At 69.3% G+C, this 23272-nt stretch carries 20 protein-coding genes; 12 read left to right on the top strand and 8 right to left on the bottom strand.

Features of this window, described 5'->3' with window-relative positions; genetic code table 11:
* The first annotated feature begins 118 nt into the window (after nt 1–118).
* Nucleotides 119–1846 carry a formate--tetrahydrofolate ligase gene (locus tag NDI86_RS01215; protein WP_310898566.1) on the top strand — a complete coding sequence of 576 codons (1728 nt, stop codon included), beginning with the start codon at nt 119–121 and terminating at the stop codon, nt 1844–1846.
* A 206-nt stretch (nt 1847–2052) separates the two neighbouring features.
* On the opposite strand, the gene NDI86_RS01220 is transcribed toward NDI86_RS01215, so the two are convergent.
* The gene (locus NDI86_RS01220) at nt 2053–2433 is read right to left on the bottom strand and encodes a Rid family detoxifying hydrolase (protein ID WP_310898567.1); all 381 of its coding nucleotides are present in this window, start codon (nt 2431–2433) and stop codon (nt 2053–2055) included.
* A gap of 95 nt (nt 2434–2528) precedes the next feature.
* Nucleotides 2529–2942, bottom strand: coding sequence for an EamA family transporter (locus NDI86_RS01225; protein ID WP_310898568.1), 414 nt, complete (start codon nt 2940–2942; stop codon nt 2529–2531).
* 171 nt (nt 2943–3113) lie between these two features.
* Here NDI86_RS01225 and NDI86_RS01230 point away from each other — a divergent pair, with 171 nt between their 5' ends.
* Both NDI86_RS01230 and NDI86_RS01235 read left to right on the top strand, forming a co-directional pair.
* Nucleotides 3114–4349, top strand: coding sequence for an NAD-binding protein (locus NDI86_RS01230; protein WP_310898569.1), 1236 nt, complete (start codon nt 3114–3116; stop codon nt 4347–4349).
* A gap of 44 nt (nt 4350–4393) precedes the next feature.
* Nucleotides 4394–6250, top strand: coding sequence for a BCCT family transporter (locus NDI86_RS01235; RefSeq protein WP_310898570.1), 1857 nt, complete (start codon nt 4394–4396; stop codon nt 6248–6250).
* A 285-nt stretch (nt 6251–6535) separates the two neighbouring features.
* Here NDI86_RS01235 and NDI86_RS01240 read toward each other — a convergent pair whose 3' ends face one another.
* Both NDI86_RS01240 and NDI86_RS01245 read right to left on the bottom strand, forming a co-directional pair.
* On the bottom strand, nt 6536–7132 hold the full coding sequence (locus tag NDI86_RS01240; RefSeq protein ID WP_310898571.1) for an anthranilate synthase component II: 597 nt from the start codon (nt 7130–7132) through the stop codon (nt 6536–6538).
* Nucleotides 7129–8628, bottom strand: a complete 1500-nt coding sequence (locus NDI86_RS01245; RefSeq protein ID WP_310898572.1) for an anthranilate synthase component I family protein — start codon at nt 8626–8628, stop codon at nt 7129–7131. Before NDI86_RS01245 ends, NDI86_RS01240 begins: the two co-directional genes overlap by 4 nt.
* Before the next feature lie 307 nt (nt 8629–8935).
* Here NDI86_RS01245 and NDI86_RS01250 point away from each other — a divergent pair, with 307 nt between their 5' ends.
* Nucleotides 8936–9829, top strand: coding sequence for a bifunctional methylenetetrahydrofolate dehydrogenase/methenyltetrahydrofolate cyclohydrolase (locus NDI86_RS01250; RefSeq protein ID WP_310898573.1), 894 nt, complete (start codon nt 8936–8938; stop codon nt 9827–9829).
* Here NDI86_RS01250 and NDI86_RS01255 read toward each other — a convergent pair.
* Entirely contained in the window at nt 9822–10034 is a 213-nt protein-coding gene (locus NDI86_RS01255; RefSeq protein WP_310898574.1) for a hypothetical protein, read from the bottom strand. The two genes, NDI86_RS01250 and NDI86_RS01255, sit on opposite strands and share 8 nt — an antisense overlap.
* 111 nt (nt 10035–10145) lie before the next feature.
* Between NDI86_RS01255 and epsC the strand changes: the two genes are divergently transcribed.
* On the top strand, nt 10146–11009 hold the full coding sequence (gene epsC, locus NDI86_RS01260) for a serine O-acetyltransferase EpsC (RefSeq protein WP_310898575.1): 864 nt from the start codon (nt 10146–10148) through the stop codon (nt 11007–11009).
* A gap of 5 nt (nt 11010–11014) precedes the next feature.
* On the opposite strand, the gene NDI86_RS01265 is transcribed toward epsC, so the two are convergent.
* The 3 genes from NDI86_RS01265 to NDI86_RS01275 all read right to left on the bottom strand — a co-directional run bounded on the left by NDI86_RS01265 (nt 11015) and on the right by NDI86_RS01275 (nt 12635).
* Nucleotides 11015–11167 (bottom strand): hypothetical protein, encoded by a 153-nt coding sequence (locus NDI86_RS01265; RefSeq protein ID WP_310898576.1) that lies wholly within the window; start codon nt 11165–11167, stop codon nt 11015–11017.
* 323 nt (nt 11168–11490) lie between these two features.
* The gene (locus NDI86_RS01270) at nt 11491–12504 is read right to left on the bottom strand and encodes a type II glyceraldehyde-3-phosphate dehydrogenase (RefSeq protein ID WP_310898577.1); all 1014 of its coding nucleotides are present in this window, start codon (nt 12502–12504) and stop codon (nt 11491–11493) included.
* The gene (locus NDI86_RS01275) at nt 12498–12635 is read right to left on the bottom strand and encodes a hypothetical protein (RefSeq protein WP_310898578.1); all 138 of its coding nucleotides are present in this window, start codon (nt 12633–12635) and stop codon (nt 12498–12500) included. The genes NDI86_RS01270 and NDI86_RS01275 overlap by 7 nt, the downstream gene beginning before the upstream one ends.
* Nucleotides 12636–12783: 148 nt before the next feature.
* Between NDI86_RS01275 and ppsA the strand changes: the two genes are divergently transcribed.
* From ppsA to NDI86_RS01305, 7 genes are all read left to right on the top strand, one after another.
* Nucleotides 12784–15051 carry a phosphoenolpyruvate synthase gene (ppsA, locus tag NDI86_RS01280; protein ID WP_310898579.1) on the top strand — a complete coding sequence of 756 codons (2268 nt, stop codon included), beginning with the start codon at nt 12784–12786 and terminating at the stop codon, nt 15049–15051.
* A gap of 100 nt (nt 15052–15151) precedes the next feature.
* Nucleotides 15152–15526, top strand: a complete 375-nt coding sequence (locus tag NDI86_RS01285) for a CBS domain-containing protein (RefSeq protein ID WP_310898580.1) — start codon at nt 15152–15154, stop codon at nt 15524–15526.
* Between the two features lie 240 nt (nt 15527–15766).
* On the top strand, nt 15767–17257 hold the full coding sequence (locus NDI86_RS01290) for an NADH-ubiquinone oxidoreductase-F iron-sulfur binding region domain-containing protein (protein WP_310898581.1): 1491 nt from the start codon (nt 15767–15769) through the stop codon (nt 17255–17257).
* A gap of 1 nt (nt 17258) precedes the next feature.
* On the top strand, nt 17259–18251 hold the full coding sequence (locus NDI86_RS22080) for a 2Fe-2S iron-sulfur cluster-binding protein (RefSeq protein WP_417936234.1): 993 nt from the start codon (nt 17259–17261) through the stop codon (nt 18249–18251).
* Between the two features lie 29 nt (nt 18252–18280).
* The gene (gene fdhF / locus NDI86_RS01295) at nt 18281–20515 is read left to right on the top strand and encodes a formate dehydrogenase subunit alpha (RefSeq protein WP_417936243.1); all 2235 of its coding nucleotides are present in this window, start codon (nt 18281–18283) and stop codon (nt 20513–20515) included.
* A 1-nt stretch (nt 20516) separates the two neighbouring features.
* Nucleotides 20517–21254: a helical membrane plugin domain-containing protein gene (locus NDI86_RS01300; protein ID WP_310898582.1), complete on the top strand. Its 738-nt coding sequence runs from the start codon at nt 20517–20519 to the stop codon at nt 21252–21254.
* Between the two features lie 11 nt (nt 21255–21265).
* On the top strand, nt 21266–23200 hold the full coding sequence (locus tag NDI86_RS01305; protein ID WP_310898583.1) for a molybdopterin oxidoreductase family protein: 1935 nt from the start codon (nt 21266–21268) through the stop codon (nt 23198–23200).
* The last annotated feature ends 72 nt before the right edge of the window (nt 23201–23272 follow it).

Genomic DNA, 23272 nt, shown 5'->3' on the forward strand with positions numbered 1-23272 from the left:
CTGTCGAACTGTCAGGACGAGCGAAGGCACGGCGACGGTGGCAACCAGAACTTATCGTATCCGATAGGTGTCACCTTCACGAACTTTCTTTGGGAGCCCTCGGAAACGTCCGGACGAGATGGCCTCATCTGACGAGAACCAAGAGCCGATTCCGACGGACTACGATATCGCGCAGTCGACCGACATGGAACCGATATGGGAGCTGGTCGAGCCGTGGGGGCTGGGGCTCGACGACCTCCAGTACCACGGGGAGTACACCGCGAAGGTAAAACACCACGCCATCGAGCGTATGCGGGACAAGGCCGAGGACAAGGAGGGGAACCTCGTCCTGGTGACCGGGATGACGCCGACGCCGAAGGGCGAGGGCAAGACCGTGACGACGGTGGGGCTGGGTCAGACGCTCAACCACCTCGGCGAGGACGCGATGATAGCCATCCGCGAGCCGTCGCTGGGGCCGGTGTTCGGCGTCAAGGGCGGCGCGGCCGGCGGCGGCCGCTCGCAGGTCCTCCCGATGGAGGACATCAACCTCCACTTCACGGGCGACATCCACGCGCTCACGTCGGCGCACAACCTCATCGCGGCGATGCTCGACGCGCGCCTCTCGCAGGGCAACGACCTCGACATCAACGTCAACGACGTCGCCTGGAAGCGCGCGATGGACATGAACGACCGCGCGCTCCGACAGACGGTCGTCGGTCTCGGCGGGGAGTCCGGCGGGACGCCGCGAGAGGGCGGGTTCAAGCTCACCGCCGCCTCCGAACTGATGGCCGTCCTCTGTCTCGCCGAGGACCTCGCCGACCTCAAGGAGCGGGTCGGCCGCATCATCGTGGCCTACAACACCGACGGCGAGCCCATCACCGTCGACGACATCGAGGCCACGGGGCCCGCGACGATGCTGCTCCGTGACGCGCTGAAGCCCAACATCGTCCAGACCATCGAGGGGACGCCCGCCTTCGTCCACGGCGGCCCGTTCGCGAACATCGCCCACGGCACGAACTCGCTCATCGCCGACAAGGCCGCCTTCGGCATGGGCGACTACCTCGTCACCGAGGCCGGGTTCGGCTCGGACCTCGGGGCCGAGAAGTTCATGAACATCGTCTGCCGGCTGGGCGACATGACGCCCAACGCCGTCGTGCTGGTCTCCTCGGTCCGGGCGCTGCAGTACCACGGGCTGGACCAGTGGCCGGTCGACTTCGACGAGATAGACGAGTCCGGCGTCGACGCGGTCGAGGCCGGCTTCGAGAATCTCGACCGCCACGTCCGGAACCTCCAGCAGTTCGGGGTCCCGGTCGTAGTCGCGCTGAACCGCTTCCCGGACGACACCGAGGCGGAGGTCCAGGCGGTGCTCGACCACTGTCAGGAGGACCTCGGCGTGCGGGTCGCCGAGTCCGAGGTGTTCGAGGACGGCAGCGAGGGCGGCGAGGCGCTGGGCGAACACGTCATCGACGCCGTCGACGAGAGCGACGAGGACGAGTTCCAGTACCTCTACGACGAGGAGGCGCCCATCACGGACAAAATCGAGACCGTCGCGACCGAGATATACGGCGCCGACGGCGTCAAGTTCACCGGCGGCGCCTTGGACGACATCGAGCGCATGGAGGACCTCGGCTTCGGTGACGTGCCGGTCTGTATGTCCAAGACCTTCCACTCGTTCAGCGACGACGCGAGCAAGAAGGGCGCGCCGGAGGGTTGGGAACTGGAGATAAGCGAGGTGTACCCCTCTGCCGGCGCCGGCTTCATCGTCGCGCTGACCGCGGACGCGCTGACCATGCCCGGCCTGCCCGCCCGCCCGGCGGCAGCCGACATGGACATCGACGGCGAGGGCGACATCACCGGCCTGTTCTGACCGGCGCGGTGTTTCCCGCCGAGCGGCCGTTCGGTACCGCGCTGTGACCGCCAGTGGGCCCCTGACTTTCCGGGGCGTCCGCGGCGCCACTCCGACTGTGGCTAGCGGTCGTTCTGTCCCGCTGTCAAGAGGTAACAGCCGTAGCGCCGTGAAAACCGGCGTGCTGTGCCAGCTATTGCCGTCGAAGCCTCACGCCGTCGACGCCGTCACTCCGTCGTCGCGATGGCCTCTATCTCGACGGCCGCGCCCTTCGGGACGGCGCCGGCACCGACGGCGCTGCGGGCCGGCGGGTCCTCGTCGAAGAACTCACTGTAGGCCTCGTTGAACTCGTCGAAGTCGTCGATGTCGTCGAGGAAGACTGTGGTCTTGAGCAGGTCGTCGAGCGAGCAGCCCTCGGCTTCGAGGATGGCCTCGACGTTGCGCATACACTGGCGGGTCTGGTCCGCGACCGATTCGTCGTCGAGCAGGTCACCGTCGGTGGTCAGCGGCAACTGGCCGGCCGTGATGAGGAGGCTCCCGTTCGTCGTCGCCTGACTGTACGCCCCGACCGCCGCCGGCGCCTCGTCGGTGCTGATGGTGCGTTTCACGGTCGGGCGTTCTCCGGGCGCCGGGATAAATCCCGGTCCGGCGCGCCCATCACGCACAAACAATTAGAAATCTGATATGACGTGGGACCGTCGCGCTACTGGTTGATGACGACGATAGCGGCGACGGCCAGTCCGATGCCGGCCACCTTGTTCATCGAGAGCGACTGGCCGTAGGCGACGGTGCTTATGACCGTGGCCGTCACGAAGTACATCCCGCCGATGGTCGAGACGACGGCCGTCTTGCCGACGGTGACGCCGACGAAGGTGGAGATGACGCCGATAGCGGCGGCGACGCCGGCGACGGCCGCGAAGGCTATCCCGCGGCTGTTGACCGCGAGCGACGCGTCCGTGAGGAGCACGAACACGCCCGCCACGACGGCCGCGGTGGCGTAGGAGACGAAGGCCGCCGTCTTCGGGTCCATGCTGTTCGAGGCCACGTCGCCCAGGACTATCCAGAACCCCCAGGCTATCATCGTCCCCAGGCCGAAGAGGACGGCCTCGTTGTTCACCGTCGACCCCCCGTCGGCGAGCGGTTCCGCGTCGGTCCGGCCCGTGGTTCACGTGGCGGTACTGCGCTGAGTTGGTGCATCGTCGCTCCCTACGACGGACTCCCTGTTGAGTCTCACGACAGCGCCGAATGCTGCGAGCTTTTTTCACCCCGGTCGGCCAAGTCCGTGGTAGTGGTTGACGCATCGGACGAACCGACGGAACCGGCCCTGGAGGAGGTCTTCTACCCGGCCGACCGCATCCCGTTCGTGGAGTGGTCGGCCTTCACCGGCGGGAAGTCGACGGTGCTGCTCGTCGGCGCGGTGACCATCCTCTCCTTTCTGACCGGCCTGTCGCACCTGAGCCAGTCGGCGCCTCCGATGGACGGTCCGCTGGCCGCGTTCCTGTCCCTGCCCCCCGGCGCCGTCCAGTTCGGCGGCGTCCTGTTCGCCTTTGCCCTGGGGCTCGTGACCGTCGGGCTCCAGCAGCGCAAGGAGATAGCCTATCGGGCGGCGCTCCTGTTGTTGCCCGCGCTCGCGGTGCTCCCGCTGACGACGCTCCAGACGACCGACGCCCCGCTGTTGTTCGGACTCCTCGTCACCTACCCCCTGCTGGTCCGCAACCGGGCGCAGTTCGACCAGTCGGTGGACCTCTCGCCGCTGCAAATCGCCTCGCTGTCGGCCATCGGCGGCGTCGGGCTCTACGGGACCGTCGGCGCGTACGCGCTCCGCAGCGAGTTCACGGGCGACCCGCTGAGTTGGAGCGACGCGGTGTACTTCGTCATCGTCACCATCGCCACCGTCGGCTACGGCGATTTCACGCCGACGACGGCGCGGGCCCGCTGGTTCGCCCTCTCCATCATACTCTTTGGAACCGGCGCGTTCACCGTCGCCGTCGGGGCGCTGGTCGGGCCGGTCATCGAATCGCGGATGGCGACTGCCTTCGGAATCATGACTGCATCAGACCTCACGCTCTTAGAGGACCACGTCGTGGTCCTCGGCCACGGAGACACGACCGACTCGCTGCTGGAGGAACTGGACGACGAGACGGAACTCATCGTCGTGACCGACGACGCCGAGGCCGCCTCGGCGCTCGACGACGCGGGCCTGAACGTCCTGACGGGCGACCCGACGGACGAGGCGGTCCTGCGAGACGCCCGCGTCGGGACCGCACAGGGGGTCGTCGTCGGGAGCGACGACGACGCCCGCGACGTGCTGGCCGTCCTCGCGGTCAGGGCCATCGACCCCGACGTGCGGGTCGCCGCCGCGGCCACCGAGGCCAAACACGTCGATAAGTTCCACGCCGTGGGCGCCGACGAGGTGGTCAACCCCCGCAGCATCGGCGGCACCCTGCTTGGCCGGTCGGTGCTCGACGGCGCCGCGCCCGACGCGACGCTGTCGGACCTCGACGACGCGGGCAGCGAGGAGTAGCCGCCGCGACACTACTATACGTACACGCTACCGTATCACACAGTATGCCCACGTCGAAGGGAAGTGGCATCGAAGCGCTGGTGGCGAAGCTGCTGGTCCCGGTCGCCGCCGCGTCGGGCGCTATCGTCTTCGTGGGCTTTTTCTTCCGGGATTTCGTCGGCGAGGCGGTGACCGGCCAGGGGTGGGTCGCCGTCTCGCTGGTGTTTTTCGGCTCCGGGCTGGGGTATCTCGCGGTGTTGCCCTACCGGGACGGCGAGGAGGGGGGCGGCTCCGCGGGCTATCTCCTCCGGGTCAGACGGGCGAGCGTGACGACGACGCTCCGCGAGTTCGCGCGCAACCAGGACCCGCTGACGATGGGCGCCCCGGTGACGGTGTTCGCCGGGTTCGTCATGTTACAGGCCGCGTTCCCGGCGGCGACGTCGGACGCCGTCACCGCCGTCTCGGGGACCATCCTCCGGGTCGGCGGCCCCTTCTTCCTCGTCGCGATGCTCGTCGCCGTGGGGTTCTGTGTCGTCCTGCTCGTCGGCCCCTGGGGCGACATCAAACTCGGCGGCCCGGAGTCGGAGCCGACCTACACCTATCCGACGTACTTCACGCTCGTGTTCACCGCGGGCATCGCCGCGGGGCTGGTGTTCTGGGGCCCGGCCGAGGCGCTGTTTCACTACCGGACGCCGCCGCCCTACTTCGGCGCCGAACCGCGCTCGGCCGCGGCCGCCGCCGACGCGCTCGTCTACTCGCTGTTCCACTGGGGCGTCTCCGCCTGGAGCGCCTACGCCGCCATCGGCGTCCCCATCGCGTACTTCGTCCACCGACGCGGGGCACCGCTTCGCGTGTCCACGCTCCTGACGCCGTTCCTGGGCGTCGAGGGTCTGGAGTCGGTGTGGGGGCGACTGGTCGACACGCTCGCCGTCTTCGCCACCATCGGCGGTATCGCCACCTCCGTCGCGCTCGTCAGCGAGCAGTTCCTCGCCGGCGTCGGATTCAAGTGGGACGTGGCGGTCGGCGCCGCGGGCCCGGCCGTGTTCGTCGGCGGCCTGACCTGTATCTTCGTCCTCTCCAGCGCGACTGGCATCCACCGCGGCATCCGCCGTATCGCCGGGCTGAACGTCGTCCTCTTTGGCCTGTTCGCTCTCCTGCTGGTCGCGCTGGGCCCTCGCTCGTACGTCGCCGACCAGGGGGCGACGGCGCTTGGCCGATACGTCGTCCACTTCCTCCCGCTGAGCCTCTACACCGGCGGAGAGTGGGTCGCTTCGTGGACCGTGTGGAACTGGTCGTGGTGGTTCTCGTGGGCCCCCTTCGCCGGGCTGTTCGTCGCCGCGCTCTCCCGTGGTCGGCGGGTCCGGACCGTCGTCTTTACCACCGTCGTCGCCACGGCGGCGGCCACGGCCGTCTGGTTCCTCCTGCTGGGCGGCACCACGCTGTTCGTCCAGCAACAGGGGACGGCGGACGTGCTGGGCGCTATCGCCGCCCGCGGCGGGTCCGAAGCCGTCGCCGGCTTTCCCCTGCTCGCCGCGCTCCCGCTGAGCCAGTTGCTCGTCTTCCTCTTTCTCGCGCTCATCGTCGTGTTCATGACCACCTCGGCGGACACCTCGACGCTCGTCGTCGCCATCCTCGCGACGAAACGCGGGCTGGCCCCCACGACCGGCAGCGTCGTCTTCTGGGGCGGCTTCCAGGGGACCGTCGCCGTGGCCGTGTTGCTCGTCGGCGGCGCGGAGACGCTCCAGGCGCTCGCGGTGCTGACCGGCGGCCCATTCGCGGTCATCTTCCTCGTCGGCATCGCCGGGCTGACCCGCTCGTGGCTGCGCGAGGAGCGGGGCCACACGTCGCTGCTCGCCCGGGTTGGAGAGCGCCTGCCGACGGTGCAGGCCCACCACGACATCGACCCGCCTGAAGAGGAATGAGAAGAAATGGTGTTTGAACTCGGATAACGGAGCGCACATACTTGGACTGTGAACAGCCAGAAAGCCCCCGACCGCTCGGGTCGCGCGCCTCGCTGTGCTCCTCGGCCTTCGGCCTGCGGTGCTTGCGTCGTCGTGCTTCCCCGAGCGGTCGGCCCCTTTCAGTCCCACCCGTAGCCGGCCGGGGCTTTCTGGCTCTACGTAACGGTCACTGCTACCCGAACCCCGTCCCTCGTTTCCGATGTACAACGTCACAAGCACTAGCTGAAACCAAACGACGCTGTGTCGTCACGCACCCGCGACTTCGGTACAGAAGTTCTCGACGATACGCATTCCGGCATCGGTGAGGATACTCTCGGGGTGAAACTGCACGCCGAAGTGGGGGCGGTCGACGTGGCGGACGCCCATGACGACGCCCTGCTCGTCGGTGGTGTGGGCCGTCTCCTCCAGTTCGGCCGGCAGGTCGGCGCGCTCGACGGCCAGGGAGTGGTAGCGGCCCACCTCGAAGGGGTCGTCGACGCCGTCGTACAGCGCTGTCCCCGCGTGACGGACCGCCGAGGGCTTCCCGTGGACCACGTCGGGCGCGTGGCCGACCGGCGAGCCGTTGGCGGCACAGAGCGCCTGGTGGCCGAGACAGACCCCCAGCGCGGGGTAGTCGGTCTCGGCGAAGACGTCGATGGAGACGCCCGCATCGGCGGGCGTCCCGGGACCGGGCGAGACGACGATGCCGTCCGGGTCCAGCTCGCGGATACCGGCGACGTCGACGGCGTCGTTGCGCCGGACGACCACGTCGTCCTCGGCAGCCCCATGGCGCGTGAGGACCTCGCCGACGTACTGGACGAGGTTGTAGGCAAAGGAGTCGTAGTTGTCGACGATGAGTATCATCGGATCCCCTCCTCGGCGCGCTCGACGGCGAGCGAGCCCTGCTCGCCCAGCGCCTCGTCGACGGCCGTGACGAGCGCCCGGGCCTTGTCCAGCGTCTCCTGGTACTCGGGGGCCGGCTCGGAGTCGTGGACGACGCCGCCGCCGACCCGGAGCCGGTACTCGCCCTCGTGGCGGACCAGCGTCCGGATGGTCATGTTCAGCGTCGCGCGCTCGTCGAAGCCGAAGACGCCGATAGAGCCGGTGTAGGGGCCACGACGCGTCTGTTCGACCTCGTCGATAATCTCCATCGTCCGGGGCTTTGGCGCGCCCGTGACGGTGCCGCCGGGGAAGACGGCCGCGACGGCGTCGGCGACGCTCGTCCCCTCGCGGCGCCGACCCTCGACCAGCGAGACCAGATGCATCACCTCCGAGTAGCGGTCGACGCGGCGGTACTCGCTGACCTCGACAGTCCCGTACTCGCTTACCTTCCCGAGGTCGTTGCGTTCGAGGTCGACGAGCATCGCGTGTTCGGCCCGCTCTTTCTCGTCGGTGGTGAGGTCCCGTTCCAGTTCCCGGTCTGTCTCGACCGTCTCGCCCCGCGGGCGCGTGCCGGCGATGGGTTCGGTCACCAGGCGGTCGCCGTCGACGTCGAGCAGGAGTTCGGGGCTGGCGCTGACGAGGTCGACGCCGGGGAACTCTACGAGCGCCGAGTACGGTGCGGGGTTGACCCGCCGGAGCGCGGCGAACGCCTCGACGGGGTGGACCGAGGCGGGCGCGACCAGGCGGTGGGAGACGTTCGCCTGGAACGTGTCGCCGTCGCGGACGTACCGCTTTATCTGCTGGACGCGGTCGGCGTACTCCGCTTCGCCGCACTCGCTCTCGAAGGTCGCCTGCGCGTTCGCGGTGGGCCCGGACCGGACGCCGGGGTCGCCCCGCAGCGCCGCCTCCGCGAGGTCGGTCGCCCGGTCGAGCCCCTCGTCGTAGGCGGCCGACGGCGCCCCCTCGACGACCGGACAGGCCGTGACGCGCAGTTCGACCGTGCCGTCGTGGGGCTCCTCCCAGGCGGCCACGCGGTCGAAGACGCCCAGTTGGAGCCGAGGCAGCCCGTCCGAGCGGGTCGTCTCGGGGAGGGCTTCGAGTTCGCGTGCGATGTCGTAGGAGAGCCAGCCGAACGCGCCACAGGGATAGGGCACCTCACAGTCGCCCCGGACGAGTCGTTCGCGCTCCAGGAGGCCGTCGATGGCGTCGATGCTCGGACTGCCGGCTCCCCGTGCTGTCGCTTCCGGCCCCACCTGGACGCGTTCGACCGGGTCGACGGCGAAGTAGCCCCAGCCGGACTGGCCGCCGGTGGTCTCGAGGTAGACCCCGTCGTCGGCCCCGTCGCGGGCGCGACGGTACGCCTCGAACGGGTCCGAGACGGTGACGCGGACTTCGACCGGGACGCGGGCGCCGCTGGGGGCCGACCGCGCGGTCTCGACGAACGCTGCTCGCTCGGTGACGACTGCTGGCTCGCTCATTCGTAGTTGGTCCTCCGCGGGGACCGAGCGGTCCCCGCAGTGATTGTGTGAATAGACCACTGAGGTCGGTAAAAATCTTGCGTAGCCGTACCACACGCCGCCGGACGGTGTCGGTTTGCACACAAACACTCGCGTGACCGAAACGAACGCCGACCGTGACTTCAAGGGGTTGGTTATTCCGCGCCGGTACCTAACACGCGCCCACCTGAGATGCAGACGAACGCGTCCCGCGGCGCGGCCAGCGGGGCCCGCCGGCGGTAGTCACGCCGCCGGCGGGTCGCTGCGCCACTGGGAGCGAACGTAACCAATGACACGGATAATCGACGGCAACGAGATAGCGGACGACATCAGAGCGGACGTGAAGGACTCGGTCGAGACGCTGACCGAGGAGGGTGTACAGCCGGGGCTGGCGACGGTGCTGATGAGCGAGGACGGCGCCAGCGAGACGTACGTCTCGATGAAACAGCGGGCCTGCGAGGAACTCGGTATCGAGGGGTCCCACATCGAAATCGACCCCGAGGAACCGGCCGAGACGCTCTACGACCGCATCGACGAGTTGAACGACGACCCGTCGGTCCACGGCATCCTCGTCCAGATGCCGGTCCCGGACCACGTGGACAAACGGACCGTCCTCGAACGCATCGCCCCCGAGAAGGACGTCGACGGCTTCCACCCGGAGAACGTCGGCCGTCTCGTCGCCGGGAACGCCCGCTACAAACCCTGTACGCCCCACGGCGTCCAGAAGATTCTGGCCGCCGAGGGCATCGAGACGGAGGGGAAAGACGCGGTCATCGTCGGCCGGTCGGACATCGTCGGCAAGCCGATGGCGAACCTGCTCATCCAGAAGGCGCCGGGCGGGAACGCGACGACGACGGTCTGTCACTCCCGCACCGACGACCTCGCCGAGAAGACCCGTAGTGCGGACATCCTCGTCGCCGCCGCGGGCGTCCCCGAGATGATAGACGGCGACATGATAGCCGAGGGCGCAACCGTCATCGACGTGGGCGTCAACCGCGTGGACGCGGACACGGAGAAGGGGTACGAACTCGTCGGCGACGTGGACTTCGAGAGCGCGAAGGAGCGGGCGAGCGCCATAACCCCCGTGCCCGGCGGCGTCGGCCCGCTCACTATCGCGATGCTCATGTACAACACCGTCGAGGCGGCGAGCCGGCAGTCGGGCGTCCCCGTGGAGCTTATCTAGTCGGGGCCAACACCTCCACCTCGCCACACCGCGGACAGAGAATCGCCGCTTCACTCGACGGTCCAGATGACTCCTCGAAGACGTTGTGTCCCTCCGCGCACTGCTGGTGCATGAAGACGTCGTGGTCCGCGTGTCTGTCGAGGACGATGTCGCCCGCCTCGCCGTCGACGACGACTCCGTGACAGAAGTAACACTCTCCGTGCATGTCTATGCGAAGGTCTCGCACGGTGAAATAGTTACTCCCCGAACGGACCGACAGGGGCGCTGGCGTCGGTTCGGGCGGCCAAAATAAGAGCGTTCGGCCGGTAGGTCCGGTATGGAGTACAACTACACGGGCGACGCACATCGGCGGCTGTTCGACTCGTACGGGGCCGACGAGGCGCCGTTTCCGACACAGGCCTCGATGGAGTTCCCGCGCCGGGAGCACAGACGCGAGGAGGTCGATATCCTCAAACGGCTGTTCTTTCCGACCTGCTGGAACGCCACCGAACTGGTCCGGGACGAACTCGCGGTGCTCGACCGGCTCGACGACCTCGGCGGGCTGTTCTACGCGGGGATGCGACCATACGCCGACGGCGCTCCCTCGGAGACGGTCGCCGACATCATCGACCAGTTGCCGGCGATTCGGGACATGTTGAAAAAGGACGCCGAGGCGGCCTACAAGGGCGACCCGGCCGCCAGGACCTACATGGAGATAATCCGCTCGTACCCCGGCTTCCTGGCGGTGATGGTCCAGCGGGTCGCCCACGCGCTCTACGAGGCCGACGCGGGCGAGTACGCGCGTGAGTTGACGGAGTACGCCAAGACCCAGACCGGCATCGACATCCACCCCGGGGCCGAAATCGGCGAGCACTTCTTCGTCGACCACGGGACCGGCGTCGTCGTCGGCGAGACGGCGACCGTCGGCGACTGGGTCCGCATCTACCAGGACGTGACGCTCGGTGCCTTACACTTCGAGGAGGACGAGGGCGACGAACACGCGCTCAAGAAGGGGTACAAGCGACACCCGGACATCGGCGACCACGTCGTCATCGGCGCCGGGACGAAGGTGCTGGGCGCCATCACCGTCGGCGACCACGTCAGCATCGGCGCCAACTCCTGGGTCACCGAGAACGTCCCGGACAACACGCAAGTCTACGTCACCGACCACCCGACACAGGAGCGAAAGCGCACTGATTGACCCCGTCAGTCGGCCGGGAATCGCTGGTACCAGTCACAGTCGTCACAGACGCTGATGCCGGACTGTTCTTTCACCCCAGCACCACACATCGGACACTCCGAGGACTGCGAGGTGCTCGGGGCCGCTCGACCGCTCGACGAGTGTGCAGAATGTTCCATTCTGCTAACAACTCGTGCCTCGATTCGGTTAAAAGGTCGCGTCGAACTGTCCGCGGGTTTAAGGCGTGGCCGCCGCCCGGCGACCGCGACGACCACTCCCATCAGACGTTTGACTTAAATGGACTCGGTTCTCCGGACGTGATTTTATCCGTCATTCCGGTGTAGCTCTGTCCGGACCCGCGTTCCAGGTACGTGTTCGTGTGTACTGCTGTCGGGTCCTGTCTGCCATGCCGTGGTCCTCTGGCCCACCACGCACTCTCTCGCGTTCTGCCGGTCGCCGTGGCAGACGGACGGCGACGGCTACCGCCCGCCGACCGGTCCGCTCACATCCCGACGCCGAGGGCCTCGTCCGTCCGGTCCCGGCTCTCGCCGGCGGCCGCGGTACCGGCGAGCGCGCGGACGGCGTCGACGCTCTCCGGGACCACGTCGGCCTGCTGGTGAATCGCCTGGAAGAAGGTCAGGCGCCCGTCGCTGACGTCGAGCGAGTCGGCCCAGATGCAGTTCTCCCAGACGTCGCCCCGCGGTCGGCCGATGTCGCGTGCGTACTCCTGGATGTCGGCACAGCTGTCACACCCGGAGGCCGTCGTGATAAGCTGGAGTCGGGGCTCGGCCTCGAACCGCTCCCGGACCTCGCTCGCGGCCGGGTCGGCGTCGAGCGAGACCGTGACGCTGTGGAGGTGCATCAGCGTCGCCGGCACCGTCACGCCCGTCGTCGTCACGTCTATCCCCGGCAGGATAGTCCGGAGGTCGGGCGCGTGGTGTGAGGGTACCTCGACGGGGTCGGGGACGATGTCGTTGATGGGCCCGCGGTCCGTCTGTGTCGGGTCGCCGCCCCGCCGGATGAGCGTCGCGTCCACCGACTCGACGCCGTAGGCCTCGTCGAGGGGCGTCACCGCGCGGGCGAGGCCGGTCGTGTTACAGGAGACGACGCGCGTGGCCGTCTCGTCGACCGACAGGTCGTAGTTCGCCCGTGCGCAGAAGCTGTTCGGGGCCACCGACGCGTCCTCGCCGCCCTGATAGACGACGGCGACGTCGTGGTCCGCGTACTGTTCGCGGTAGCTCTCTCCGACCCCGGCCGGCGTCGCGTCGACGACGACGTCGCTCGCCGCGAGCATGTGGCCGACCGAACCGGCGACCGGGATATCTCTCTCGCCGAACTCCCCGACGCGGTCCGGGTCGGCGGCGTACAGGTCGTAGCCGGCCTCGGCCGCGGAGCGGGCCTCGTGGTTCGGCGACCGCTTGCTGACGCCGACGACCGTCATGTCGGGCTGGGCCGAGACGGCGTCGGCCACGCGCTTCCCGATGGTACCGAAGCCGTTGACGCTGACGCCTAGCATATCGCTCGCTCACCACCGGCGAACCGGTCGCTCGGTCGGTCGGTGCGCTCTCCGCCGGCGGCCGGCGACCGCGAGTCGGCCCGCTGTCGCGTCCGAACCGGGAGCCTGACGGCTGACTGTGGCTGTGTCATCGTGCGGTGGTAGCGAGGTCACGGTATTAAACGACTGGTGTATCTCTCGACATATCAGATGGGGTATGTTTTGAAGTGGTCGGCACAGCCCCGCTATCGACGAAACACAGGCCAAATATTCATTATCGGCATCGGCGAACCGTCGCCCATGACCGTCGCATGGCTCAGTTCGGTGAGCGCCACGGACGTCGACACCGTCGGTGGCAAGGCCGCGTCACTGGGCGAACTCTCGTCGCACGGACTGCCCATCCCGTCCGGCTTCACCGTCACCGCGGACACGTACCGACAGTTCATCACCGGGGCGGGCATCGCAGCGGAACTGTTCGAGGCCGTCGACGTCGACCCGGAGGACTCCCGGGCGCTGGCGACCGCCGAACAGCGGGCGAGCGAACTCGTCATGGACGCCGAGTGGCCCGAGGACACGCGCGAGTCCATCCTCGCGGCGTTCGACGACCTCGGCGAGGACCCAACCGTCGCGGTCCGCTCCTCGGCGACGGCCGAAGACCTCCCCGACGCCTCCTTCGCCGGCCAGCAGGAGACGTTCCTCAACGTCACCCGGGAGGACGTCCTCGACCGCATCAAGCGGTGCTGGGCGTCGCTGTTCACCCAGCGGGCTATCTACTACCGCGACGAGCAGGGCTTCGACCACGAAGCGGTCGACATCGCCGTGGTCGTCCAGGAGATGGTCGACGCCGAGAAGTCCGGCGTCCTCTTTACCAGCCATCCGTCGACCGGTGCGGCCGAGATGACCGTCGAGGCCGCCTGGGGGCTGGGCGAGGCCGTCGTCTCCGGAGCCGTCTCGCCGGACCACTACACCTACGACCGGGACGCCGACGCCGTCGACGACGTCACCGTCTCGACGAAGAAGACGATGTGCGTCCGCGACGAGGAGACCGGCGAGACCGTCGAGCGACCGGTCCCGGAGGGCAAGCGCGACGAACGGGTGCTCTCAGACGAGGAGCTGTCCGACCTCCGGACGCTGGGCGAACTCGTCGAGGACCACTACGGTCAGCCCCAGGACGTCGAGTGGGCCATCGACGACGGCGACGTCTACCTGCTCCAGTCCCGCCCCATCACGACCATCGACGAGGACGACGACGGCACCGACGAAACGTCGGACGCCGGGAGCGACGGGACGCTCGTCGACGGGCTGGGTGCGAGCCCCGGCACTGGGACCGGGGCCGTCCGGGTGGTCGGCTCGCTGGACCAACTCGACAAGGTGACCGACGGGGACGTCATCGTCGCCGAGATGACCACGCCCGACATGGTGCCGGCGATGAAGCGCGCCGACGCGCTGGTGACCGACGAGGGCGGGATGACGAGCCACGCGGCCATCGTCTCGCGCGAACTGGGCGTCCCGGCCGTCATCGGCTGTGAGACCGCGACGGGGACGCTGACCGACGACCAGCGCGTCACCGTCGACGGGGACCGCGGCGTCGTCACCGACGGGACCCACACGCCCGACGCCGACGGCGAGGCGACCGCGAGCGAGGCGGCGACCTCGACCAACCGGCCGGCACCCAACCGGATGACGGCGACGGACGTGAAGGTCAACGTCTCCATCCCCGAAGCGGCCGAGCGGGCCGCCGCCACCGGCGCCGACGGCGTCGGGTTGCTCCGGATGGAGCACATGGTGCTCTCGACCGGCGAGACGCCCGCCCACTACGTCGACCAGCACGGCGAGGACGCGTTCGTCAACACGCTCTCGGACGCGATTCGGAGCGTCGCCGACGAGTTCTACCCCCGCCCGGTCCGCGTGCGCACGCTCGACGCCCCGAGCGACGAGTTCCGACAGCTCCAGGGCGGCGAGGACGAACCCGCCGAACACAACCCCATGCTGGGGTATCGCGGCATCCGGCGGTCGCTCGACGACACCGACGCGTTCGACCTCCAGCTCCGGGCGCTGGCACAGCTCTACGGGATGGGGTACGACAACCTCGAACTGATGTTCCCGCTCGTGGCCGACGCAGAGGACGTCCTGGCGGCGAAGGCGGCGATGGAGCGGGCCGGTATCGACCCCGACAAGCGCCCGTGGGGCGTGATGATAGAGACGCCCGCGAGCGCGCTCTCCGCCGCCCCCATCTGTGAGACCGACCCCGACTTCGTCTCGTTCGGGACCAACGACCTCACGCAGTACACGCTGGCCGTCGACCGGAACAACGAGGCCGTCGCGGGCCGGTACGACGAACTCCACCCGACGGTGCTCGGGCTCATGACCGACACCATCGAGACCTGCCGCGAGTACGACGTGGCGACGAGCATCTGCGGGCAGGCCGCGTCGAAGCCGGCGATGATACGCGAACTCGTCGAGGCGGGCATCTCCTCTATCAGCGTCAACGTCGACGCGGTCCACGACGCCCAGCGGGAGGCCAAGCGCGTCGAGCAGCGTCTCATCCTCGACTCGGTCCGGGAGTAGGGCGGTTTCGGGTCGGCTGTCCGTCCCCCGTTGCGCGCCGAGACGCGACCGCCGTTCCGGGGCGAACTTTCATCACGAGGCCCCCCGTCATCCACGCAGTATGGCACAGAACGAACGCGCTGTCGTCGCCGACATCATGACGACGCCGCTGGAGACGGTCGCACCGGACGTCCCCCTCGTGGAGGCCGCGGGGACGATGCGGGAAAAAGAGATAGGGGCCCTGCTCGTCACGACCGCGCCCCCCTCCATCGTGACGAGTACCGACGTCCTCGACGCCGTCGCACAGGGGAAAGACACCGCCGACCTCGACGTCGCCGACGTGATGACCGAGTCGGTCGAGACGGTGCCGCCCGAACTCAGCCTGAACGAGACGGCGGCGATGATGGAGAACTTCCGCATCGACCACCTCCCGGTCGTCGAGGACGACTACATCGGCATGGTCTCCTCGTCGGACATCACGGCGCACCTGTCGTAACGCCGCGCGGCCCGGCGGCCCACGACCGGTTCGCGCTCTGACACTCTGTGGTACGGCCCGTCAGCCTGACACATCGTTACGGCCGGTTGGCACCTACCGTGCAGTGCTCGCAGGTGTCGCCGCCATACCGGGCGACCTCGGCGATTCGGCGAGTCGACGAGACGGCGGCGTGCCGTATCGACGCTGCCGACCCGATGTTTTAAGCCGCTGTCAGTTCGTCAGTTAAGCATACGGTAGCAAATGACACCCACTATCTCAGCGGAGGAGACGACGATACGTATCTCCGGCGCGCGCGCGGCTTCTGACCTCCTGTCTGTCGCCGACGACTCGGACGCGCGGGTCGTCGAGGTCGGGTCGACCGGCGTGCCGGCGCTCGAACCGCTCGTCACGGTGACGGCGGGCGGCGAGACGGCGTTCCACGCGAACTGTTCGACGGCGGAGCTAGAGACAATCGCCGAGCGCGTCGCCGGCGGAGCGGGCGTCGGGGCCACGGACCCGGACGCCGTCGCCGACCACGACCCGGGGACGGCGCGACTGCCGGCGGCGGACCTGCCGGGACTCGACGCGGGCCACCGACACGTCCTGCGTGGCGCCGGGTGGCACCGTCCCACGGACCCCGCGGACCACGAGGCCGCGGGCGGCTTCGACGCCGCCGACGCGACGGCGGTGCTTTCGGCCGCGGCGGACATCCAGGGCCGGGGGTGGGGCGACATCTGCCAGGACGACCCGCTCGCCCCGACCTGGGAGACGACACGGGACGCCGACGGCGACCCCGTGGTCGTCGTGAACGGCCACGGGAACCCGACGGACGCGCTGTTGCTCTCGAGCGTCCCCTTCGAGGTCATCGAGGGCGCGACCGCCGCCGCGCGGGCCGTCGGCGCCGACAGCGTCATCGTCTACGTCTCGGCCGCGGACGAGCGCGCCGCCGAGACGGTGCGGGAGGCGGCGGGGAACTATCCGGACCCGACGGTCGCCATCGACGTTGTCACCGGCCCCGCCGAGCACCGCGCCGGCGAACCGACGATGGCGCTCGAAGCTATCGAGGGGAACCACCGGCTCGAGGCCCGCATCCGGCCGCCCGGCCCGGAGTCGGTCGGCCTGCACGGCCAGCCAACGCTGGTCCACACGCCCCGGACGCTGGCCCACCTCGCGGTCGCGCTCCGCGACGGCGAGGCGCCCGACACCCGCCTGGTTCGAGTCGAGGGCGACGTGGCCGCGCCCGCCACGGTCGAACTGCCCGAGTCGGCGACGCTGGGCGAGGCCATAGACCCCGTCTCCGTCGACGGCGAGTTCAAGGCCGCCTGTGTCGGCGGCCGCTTTGGCGGGCTCACGGCGGACGTAGACGTCGGGGTCGACCCGGCGGCGCTGTCGGCGGCGGGACTGGGCACCGAGGGGACGGTGCAGGTGCTCGCCGACGACCGCTGCGTGCTGGAGTTCGTCGGGAAGCGCACCCAGTTCGCCGCCGACGAGAACTGCGGGCGGTGTGTCCCCTGTCGCGAGGGGACGACACAGCTTGCCGACCTCCTCCGGGACGTCTACGACGGCGGGTACGCGCCGGGGGACATCGAGGAACTGGTCCGGGTGATGGAGACGTCGAGCATCTGCGCGTTCGGCGTCGAGGCCGGTCGACCCGCCCGGACGGCTATCGAGACGTTCGAGTCAGAGCTACAGGCCCACGCCGACGGGCGCTGTCCAGCGAACAGCTGCCGGATGGCAGCAGAGGTGAGATAACATGAGTTCAGACCACACACACGAGGACGCGCCGCCGTTGACCGAGCAAATCGCACCGGGAACCGCAGCCGACCCCGCGGTCGGCGGCGCCGACCGGGCGACCGTGACCGTCGACGGGATACCCGTCACGGTCGAACCGGGGGCGACCCTGCTCGACGCCGTCGAGGCCGTCGAGGTCGAGTCGTCCGTCCCCGCGCTGTGTAGCTACGACAGACAGGAGATCGGCCCGCGCAGCGAGTGTCGCACCTGCATGGTCGAGACCGACGCCGACGGCATCGTCCCGGCCTGCAGCCACCCGGCCGAGGACGGCATGACCGTCAGTACCGACGCCGAGGCGGCCGCCGAGGCCCGGGACGTGAACCTCGACCTGGTGCTGTCGAACCACAACCTCCGGTGTACGACCTGCGGGAAGAACGGTCGCTGTGAGCTACAGGACGCCGCCATCGAACAGGAGGTCGAGGAGCCCCGATACGGCGTGTTAGACGACCGCGACGAGTACGAACCCATCGACGACACCTCCTCGTTCATCCAGATAGACCGCAACAAGTGTATCCTCTGTAACCGCTGTGTCGAGGCCTGCAACGACGTGCAGGTCGAGGGCGTCCTGCGAATGGAGGGGTCGGGCCAGGACACCCGCATCGGTTTCCAGAGCGACGCCGAGACGATGGAGGACTCGACGTGTGTCTCCTGTGGGCACTGCGCGACGGTCTGTCCGACCGGCTCGCTCGTCGAGAAGGGCATCGAGGACGCGACGACCATCCCGATTCCGGGCTTCACCCAGAAGAACAGCGTCGGCAAGGTCATCGAGAGCAGCGGGGAGACGAAGGGGCCGATGACGCCGAAGAAGCGCGACACGGAGCGCAACGGCGACGCGAGTGCGAACGGGGCCGCCGACGAGACGCCGACTCTCGCCGACGGGGCTACCGACGCGGCGGCCGGCGAGGACGCGAAGACGGACGGCCCGGCCGCGTTCGACGGGGGTGAGTGGCCGTGAGCGAGGACTTGGACGGCGTCGCCGGCTACATGCAGCAGGCCAAACAGCAGGCCCTGGAGAACGTCGAGCACGTCGCCGAAGGGGTCGCCGCCGACACGCTGTCGGAGGGCAAACTGTTCGAGGTCGCCCAGTCCATCGGCGACAAGCGCCTCGAAGACCTCAACGTCGCGGACACGACCTGTGGCTACTGCGCCGTCGGCTGTCGGTTCGACCTCTACTCCGACGGCGAGGAGATACTCGCCGCCCGCCCGACCGAGGAGGAGGACGCCCCGGTCAACGGCATCTCCACCTGCGTGAAAGGGAAGTTCGGCTACGACTTCATCAACTCCGACGACCGGCTGACGACGCCGCTGGTTCGCGACGAGAACGGCGAGTTCCGCGAGGCGTCGTGGGACGAGGCGCTGACCCGGGTGGCCGAGGGGCTGGGCGATATCAGGGACCAGCACGGCGGTGAGGCCCTGTCGCTCATCGCCTCCTCGAAGGCGACAAACGAGGAGAACTACCTGATGGGCAAGTTCGCCCGGCAGGTGCTGGGCACGAACAGCGTCGACAACTGCAACCGGCTCTGTCACTCCTCGACGGTCGCGGGACTGGCGAAGACCTACGGCTACGGTGCGGCCTCCATCAGCACCGAGGACCTCGAAATCGCCGACTGCATCCTCCTGACCGGTTCGAACACCACGGAGGCCCACCCCGTGCTGGCGACCCGCATCAAACAGAACGTCCGCGACGGCGCGGACCTGCTCGTCTTTGACCCCCGCGAGATACAGATCGCAGAGTACGCAGACCAGTACAGCCAGGTCGCGCCCGGCTACGACGCGGTGTGGATAAACGGTATCACCCGCTACATCGTCAACAACGACCTCCACGACGAGGCGTTCGTCGAGGAGCGCACGACCGGCTTCGAGGACGTCAAAGAGTCGGTCCAGGAGTTCACGCCCGAACGCGTCGAGGAGGTCACGGGCGTCCCCCACGAGGAAATCGTCTCGGCGGCCGAGACCATCGCCGAGGCCGACAGCTGTGTCTTCGGCTGGACGCTCGGGCTGACAGAGCACTCCCACGGGACCGAGAACGTCATGGCGATGGCGAACCTCGCCGCCGTGACGGGGAACCTCGGCAAGCCCGGCACCGGCGTCTCGCCGTTTCGCGGCCAGAACAACGTCCAGGGCGGCGGCGGCGACATGGGGCCGCTGCCGGACAACTTCCCGGGGTATCAGGACATCGCGGACGACGAGATTCGCGCGAAGTTCGAGGAGGCCTGGGACTGCGACATCTCGGGCGAGTACGGCTACTACACCACCCAGATGTTCCTCGCGGCCGACGACGACGACATCAAGGGGATGTACATCATCGGCGAGAACGCCGCCCTCTCCGAACCCGGCGTCAACCACGCCGAGGACGTGCTCGAAGAACTCGACTTCCTCGTCGTGCAGGACCTCTTCCTCAACGAGACGGCCCAGTACGCCGACGTGGTACTGCCCGCCTCGTCGTTCGTCGAGAAGACCGGCACGTTCACCAACACCGACCGGACCGTCCAGATGGTCAAGCAGGTGATGGAACCCAAGGGCGACTCCCGGCCGGACTGGGAGATTCTGCAGGACCTCGCCAACCGGATGGGACGGGCGTGGGACTACGACGACACGGCCGAAATCATGCGGGAGGTAAACTCCCTGACGCCGCTGTACGGCGGTATTTCCCACGAGCGCGTCGAAGCGAACGGCGGGCTCCAGTGGCCCTGTCCCGACGAGGACCATCCCGGGACCGAACGCCTCTACGCCGAGGAGTTCAACACCGAGAACGGCAAGGCCAACCTCCAGGCCGTCGGCTACAGCGAACCGGCCGAGACGCCCGACGACGACTACCCGTACACGCTCACCACCGGGCGGGTCCTCTACCAGTACCACACCGGCACGATGACCCACCGCGAGGAGGGCATCATGAAGTACACGCCGAGTGACTTCGTGGAGATACATCCCGAGACCGCCGAGTCGCTGGGCGTCGAGAGCGGCGACCTGGTGACGCTGGAATCCCGGCGGGGCGAAATCGTCGTCCCGGCGCAGGTGACCGACCGCGTCGGCCCCGACAACGTCTTCGTCCCCATCCACTTCGCCGAGAGCGCGGTCAACCGGCTCACCGACGAGGAACACCTCGACCCGGCCGCCGCGACGCCGGAGTTCAAGGTCTCGGCCGTCAGTCTGCGGGCCGCCGGTCCTGAGGCCGAACCGACCGTAACTACCGCCGAGACCACCATGGGGGACGACTGAGATGGCGAAACCACAGCAGTCCTACCCCACGACGGCGACGCTGGGGGACCACGAGGACGCGACCGACCGCGAGGGCCGGGCCGCACTGGAGCAGGCACTTTCCGAACACGGCGACGAACTCGCGGCCCTCGTCGGCAGCAGCGACGAACTCGACGACGTACTCACCACGGCAATCCTCGTCGCCGCCAGCGCCGACGAGGACGAGGTCCAGTACGTCACGGACTCGGCGGCGAACCTCGTCGAGGCCGCAGAGGGGCTCTCGACCGAGGGCGCGGCGTCGCTGGCGACCGAACTGGGCGAGAACGCGGACGAACTCGGGGAGTCACTTTCGACGCTCGTTGCCCTCCAGCGCGAGGGCCACGTCGACGACCTCGCGACGGTCGCAACGGCGCTCACGGAGTCGCTCTCCCCGGAGGAAATCGACGAGCTGTCGGCGTTGCTCGAAGAGAGCGGCGCCGACCTGGTCGACGCGCTGGACCTGGTGCTCGACCTCCAGCGCGAGGGCGACCTGGAAGCGCTGGTCGACACCGCACAGACCCTCTCGGCGCTCGACCTCGACCCCGAAGCCGTCGACGGAATAAATTCCCTGGTGGGCGCCGTCGGTGACGCCCAGCGGGAGAGCGAACCGATGGGGCTGCTCGGGGCCGTCTCGGCGCTCCGGTCGGCGGACGCCCGGGCGGGCCTTGGCTACCTCGTCACCGTCCTGCGGACGCTGGGACGGCGCGTCCGGCGTCGGTAGGTGGTGGGTCAGTGAGCGAGCGGCCGGCGACGGTCTGTCCGCTCTGTGGGGTCGGCTGTCGCCTGCGGGCGGGCGACGGGTCGCGGGCCAGAGGGGTCCCCGGTCCCGCCAACCCAGAGGGGCGCCTCTGTGCGAAGGGCGTCGGCGCCTTCGACGTGGGCGAGGAGCGCCTGACCGAGCCGCTGGTGCGCCGCGACGGGGAACTCGAACCCGCCTCGTGGGAGCGGGCGCTGGACCGCGCCGCCGAGGTCCTAGGCGGCGTCCGCGAGGCCGGGGGACCGGACGCGTTGGCCTTCCTCGGCGCCCCCCACTGCACGACCGAGGAGAACTACCTCCTCCAGAAAGTCGCACGCGTCCTCGGCACCAACAACGTGGACAACCGGTCGCGGCTCTGCCACGAGGGGACCGCCCGGACCCTCGCCGAGCGACTCGGCTGGCCGGCGACGACCAACGGCCTCGCCGACGTCGGTGAGGCGGACGTGATTATCGTCGCGGGCGCGAACCCCGCCGAGCGCCAGCCCGTCGCGTTCAACAGCTTCGTCAGGCCCGCCGTCGCCGACGGGACGACGCTTGTCCACGTCGACCCGGTCGGCAACGAGACGACCAGGCTGGCCGCCCACCACGTCGCCCCGCGGCCCGGTCGGGACGCGACGGTGTTCGACCTCCTGTCCGCCCGGCTACTCGCCCGCGACGCCGTCGACCGGGCGTTCGTCGCCGACCGGACGCGGGGGTTCGAGCGGTTCAGGGAGTCGATAGCAACACTGGACCAGCGGCGGGCCGAAGCCGCCGCCGGCGTCGAAGCCGACGTGCTGGCCCGCGTGGCCGACGAACTCGCGGCCGCCGACCGCGTGGCCGCGATGGTCGGCACCGGCGTCGAGGGCGGCGCGGCCGACACCCCGGCGGCGCTGCTCGACCTCCTCATGCTTTCGGGCGACGTCGGTCGGCCCGGCACCGGGCTGTTCGTCCTCAGGGGCCTCGCGAACGAGCAGGGGGCGGCCGACGCGGGCTGTGTACCCGACCGCCTCCCCGGCTATCAGCCGGTGACCGATTCCGCGGCCCGCGACCGGGTCGCCGCGGAGTGGGGCGTGACGCCCCCGTCGACGCCCGGCAAGAACGCGCGAGAGTCGCTCGCGGCCTTCGGCGACGGGGTTCGGGGCGCGCTCGTGGTCGGTGAGAACCCCGCCGTCTCGAAGCGCGAGGAGGGGTGGCTCCGGGAGCGACTGGCCGCGCTGGACGCGCTCGTCGTCGTCGATATCATGCCGACGAGCACCACCGACCACGCCGACGTGGTCCTGCCCGCGGCGGCGGGCGTCGAGAAGTCGGGGACGCTGACGAACCTCGAACGGCGCGTCCAGCGGTTCCCGGCCGCGGTCACGCCGCCGGGCGAGGCCCGGCCGGACCTCGCAATCATCTCGGCCCTGGGGGCGCGACTGACCGGGGAGCCGGCGGCGTTCGATGACGACCCGGCGGCTGTGTTCGACGAACTGACGCGGGTCGCGCCGACGCACGCGGGACTTAGCTACGCCGCCCTCGACGCCGACGGCCAGCAGTGGCCCGCCGACGCCGACGGCGTCCTCTACAGGCAGTCGTTCGGGACGGCCGACGGGCTCGCCCCCTTCGGCACGGCGCGGTCGCTGGCGGAGCGCGACCCGGAGGACGGCCTCCACCTCGTCACCGGTGGCCGCGCGAGCGAGTTCGCCGACGACGGGGCGGCCGCGGTGCTCAGACTGGCGCCCGGCGACGCGGCCCGGCGGGACGTCGAGTCCGGCGACGAGGTGGTCGTCAGCGACGGCGAGACGGAACTGCAGGCGACGGCGCGGGTCGACGAGGGGACCCGCTCGGGGACGGTGTATCTCCCCGCAGCGGTCGCGGACCCGTTGCTCCGGTCGGGTAGCAGAGCGGTCCAGGTGCGACCGGCCACGAGGCCGTCTGACACGCCGCGATAGGCTCTCGTCGCTCTCGGGCGGTTGCGCCGGCAGTCGTCACTCTCGCTGTCCGGCGATAGGGTTCTCGCTACT

Source organism: Haloarcula onubensis (genome assembly GCF_031624605.1).
Taxonomy (GTDB): Archaea; Halobacteriota; Halobacteria; order Halobacteriales; family Haloarculaceae; genus Haloarcula; species Haloarcula onubensis.

Bases quoted from the DNA above. Each gene is read 5' to 3' on its own strand.
- epsC (WP_310898575.1), top strand. From the start codon at position 10,146: ATGGAGTACAACTACACGGGCGACGCACATCGGCGGCTGTTCGACTCG.
- NDI86_RS01300 (WP_310898582.1), top strand. From the start codon at position 20,517: ATGGCGAAACCACAGCAGTCCTACCCCACGACGGCGACGCTGGGGGAC.
- NDI86_RS01265 (WP_310898576.1), bottom strand. From the start codon at position 11,167: ATGGAACATTCTGCACACTCGTCGAGCGGTCGAGCGGCCCCGAGCACC.
- NDI86_RS01285 (WP_310898580.1), top strand. From the start codon at position 15,152: ATGGCACAGAACGAACGCGCTGTCGTCGCCGACATCATGACGACGCCG.
- ppsA (WP_310898579.1), top strand. From the start codon at position 12,784: ATGACCGTCGCATGGCTCAGTTCGGTGAGCGCCACGGACGTCGACACC.
- NDI86_RS22080 (WP_417936234.1), top strand. From the start codon at position 17,259: ATGAGTTCAGACCACACACACGAGGACGCGCCGCCGTTGACCGAGCAA.
- NDI86_RS01270 (WP_310898577.1), bottom strand. From the start codon at position 12,504: ATGCTAGGCGTCAGCGTCAACGGCTTCGGTACCATCGGGAAGCGCGTG.
- NDI86_RS01255 (WP_310898574.1), bottom strand. From the start codon at position 10,034: ATGCACGGAGAGTGTTACTTCTGTCACGGAGTCGTCGTCGACGGCGAG.
- NDI86_RS01275 (WP_310898578.1), bottom strand. From the start codon at position 12,635: ATGACACAGCCACAGTCAGCCGTCAGGCTCCCGGTTCGGACGCGACAG.
- NDI86_RS01245 (WP_310898572.1), bottom strand. From the start codon at position 8,628: ATGAGCGAGCCAGCAGTCGTCACCGAGCGAGCAGCGTTCGTCGAGACC.
- NDI86_RS01290 (WP_310898581.1), top strand. From the start codon at position 15,767: ATGACACCCACTATCTCAGCGGAGGAGACGACGATACGTATCTCCGGC.
- NDI86_RS01215 (WP_310898566.1), top strand. From the start codon at position 119: ATGGCCTCATCTGACGAGAACCAAGAGCCGATTCCGACGGACTACGAT.
- NDI86_RS01240 (WP_310898571.1), bottom strand. From the start codon at position 7,132: ATGATACTCATCGTCGACAACTACGACTCCTTTGCCTACAACCTCGTC.
- NDI86_RS01250 (WP_310898573.1), top strand. From the start codon at position 8,936: ATGACACGGATAATCGACGGCAACGAGATAGCGGACGACATCAGAGCG.
- NDI86_RS01235 (WP_310898570.1), top strand. From the start codon at position 4,394: ATGCCCACGTCGAAGGGAAGTGGCATCGAAGCGCTGGTGGCGAAGCTG.
- fdhF (WP_417936243.1), top strand. From the start codon at position 18,281: ATGCAGCAGGCCAAACAGCAGGCCCTGGAGAACGTCGAGCACGTCGCC.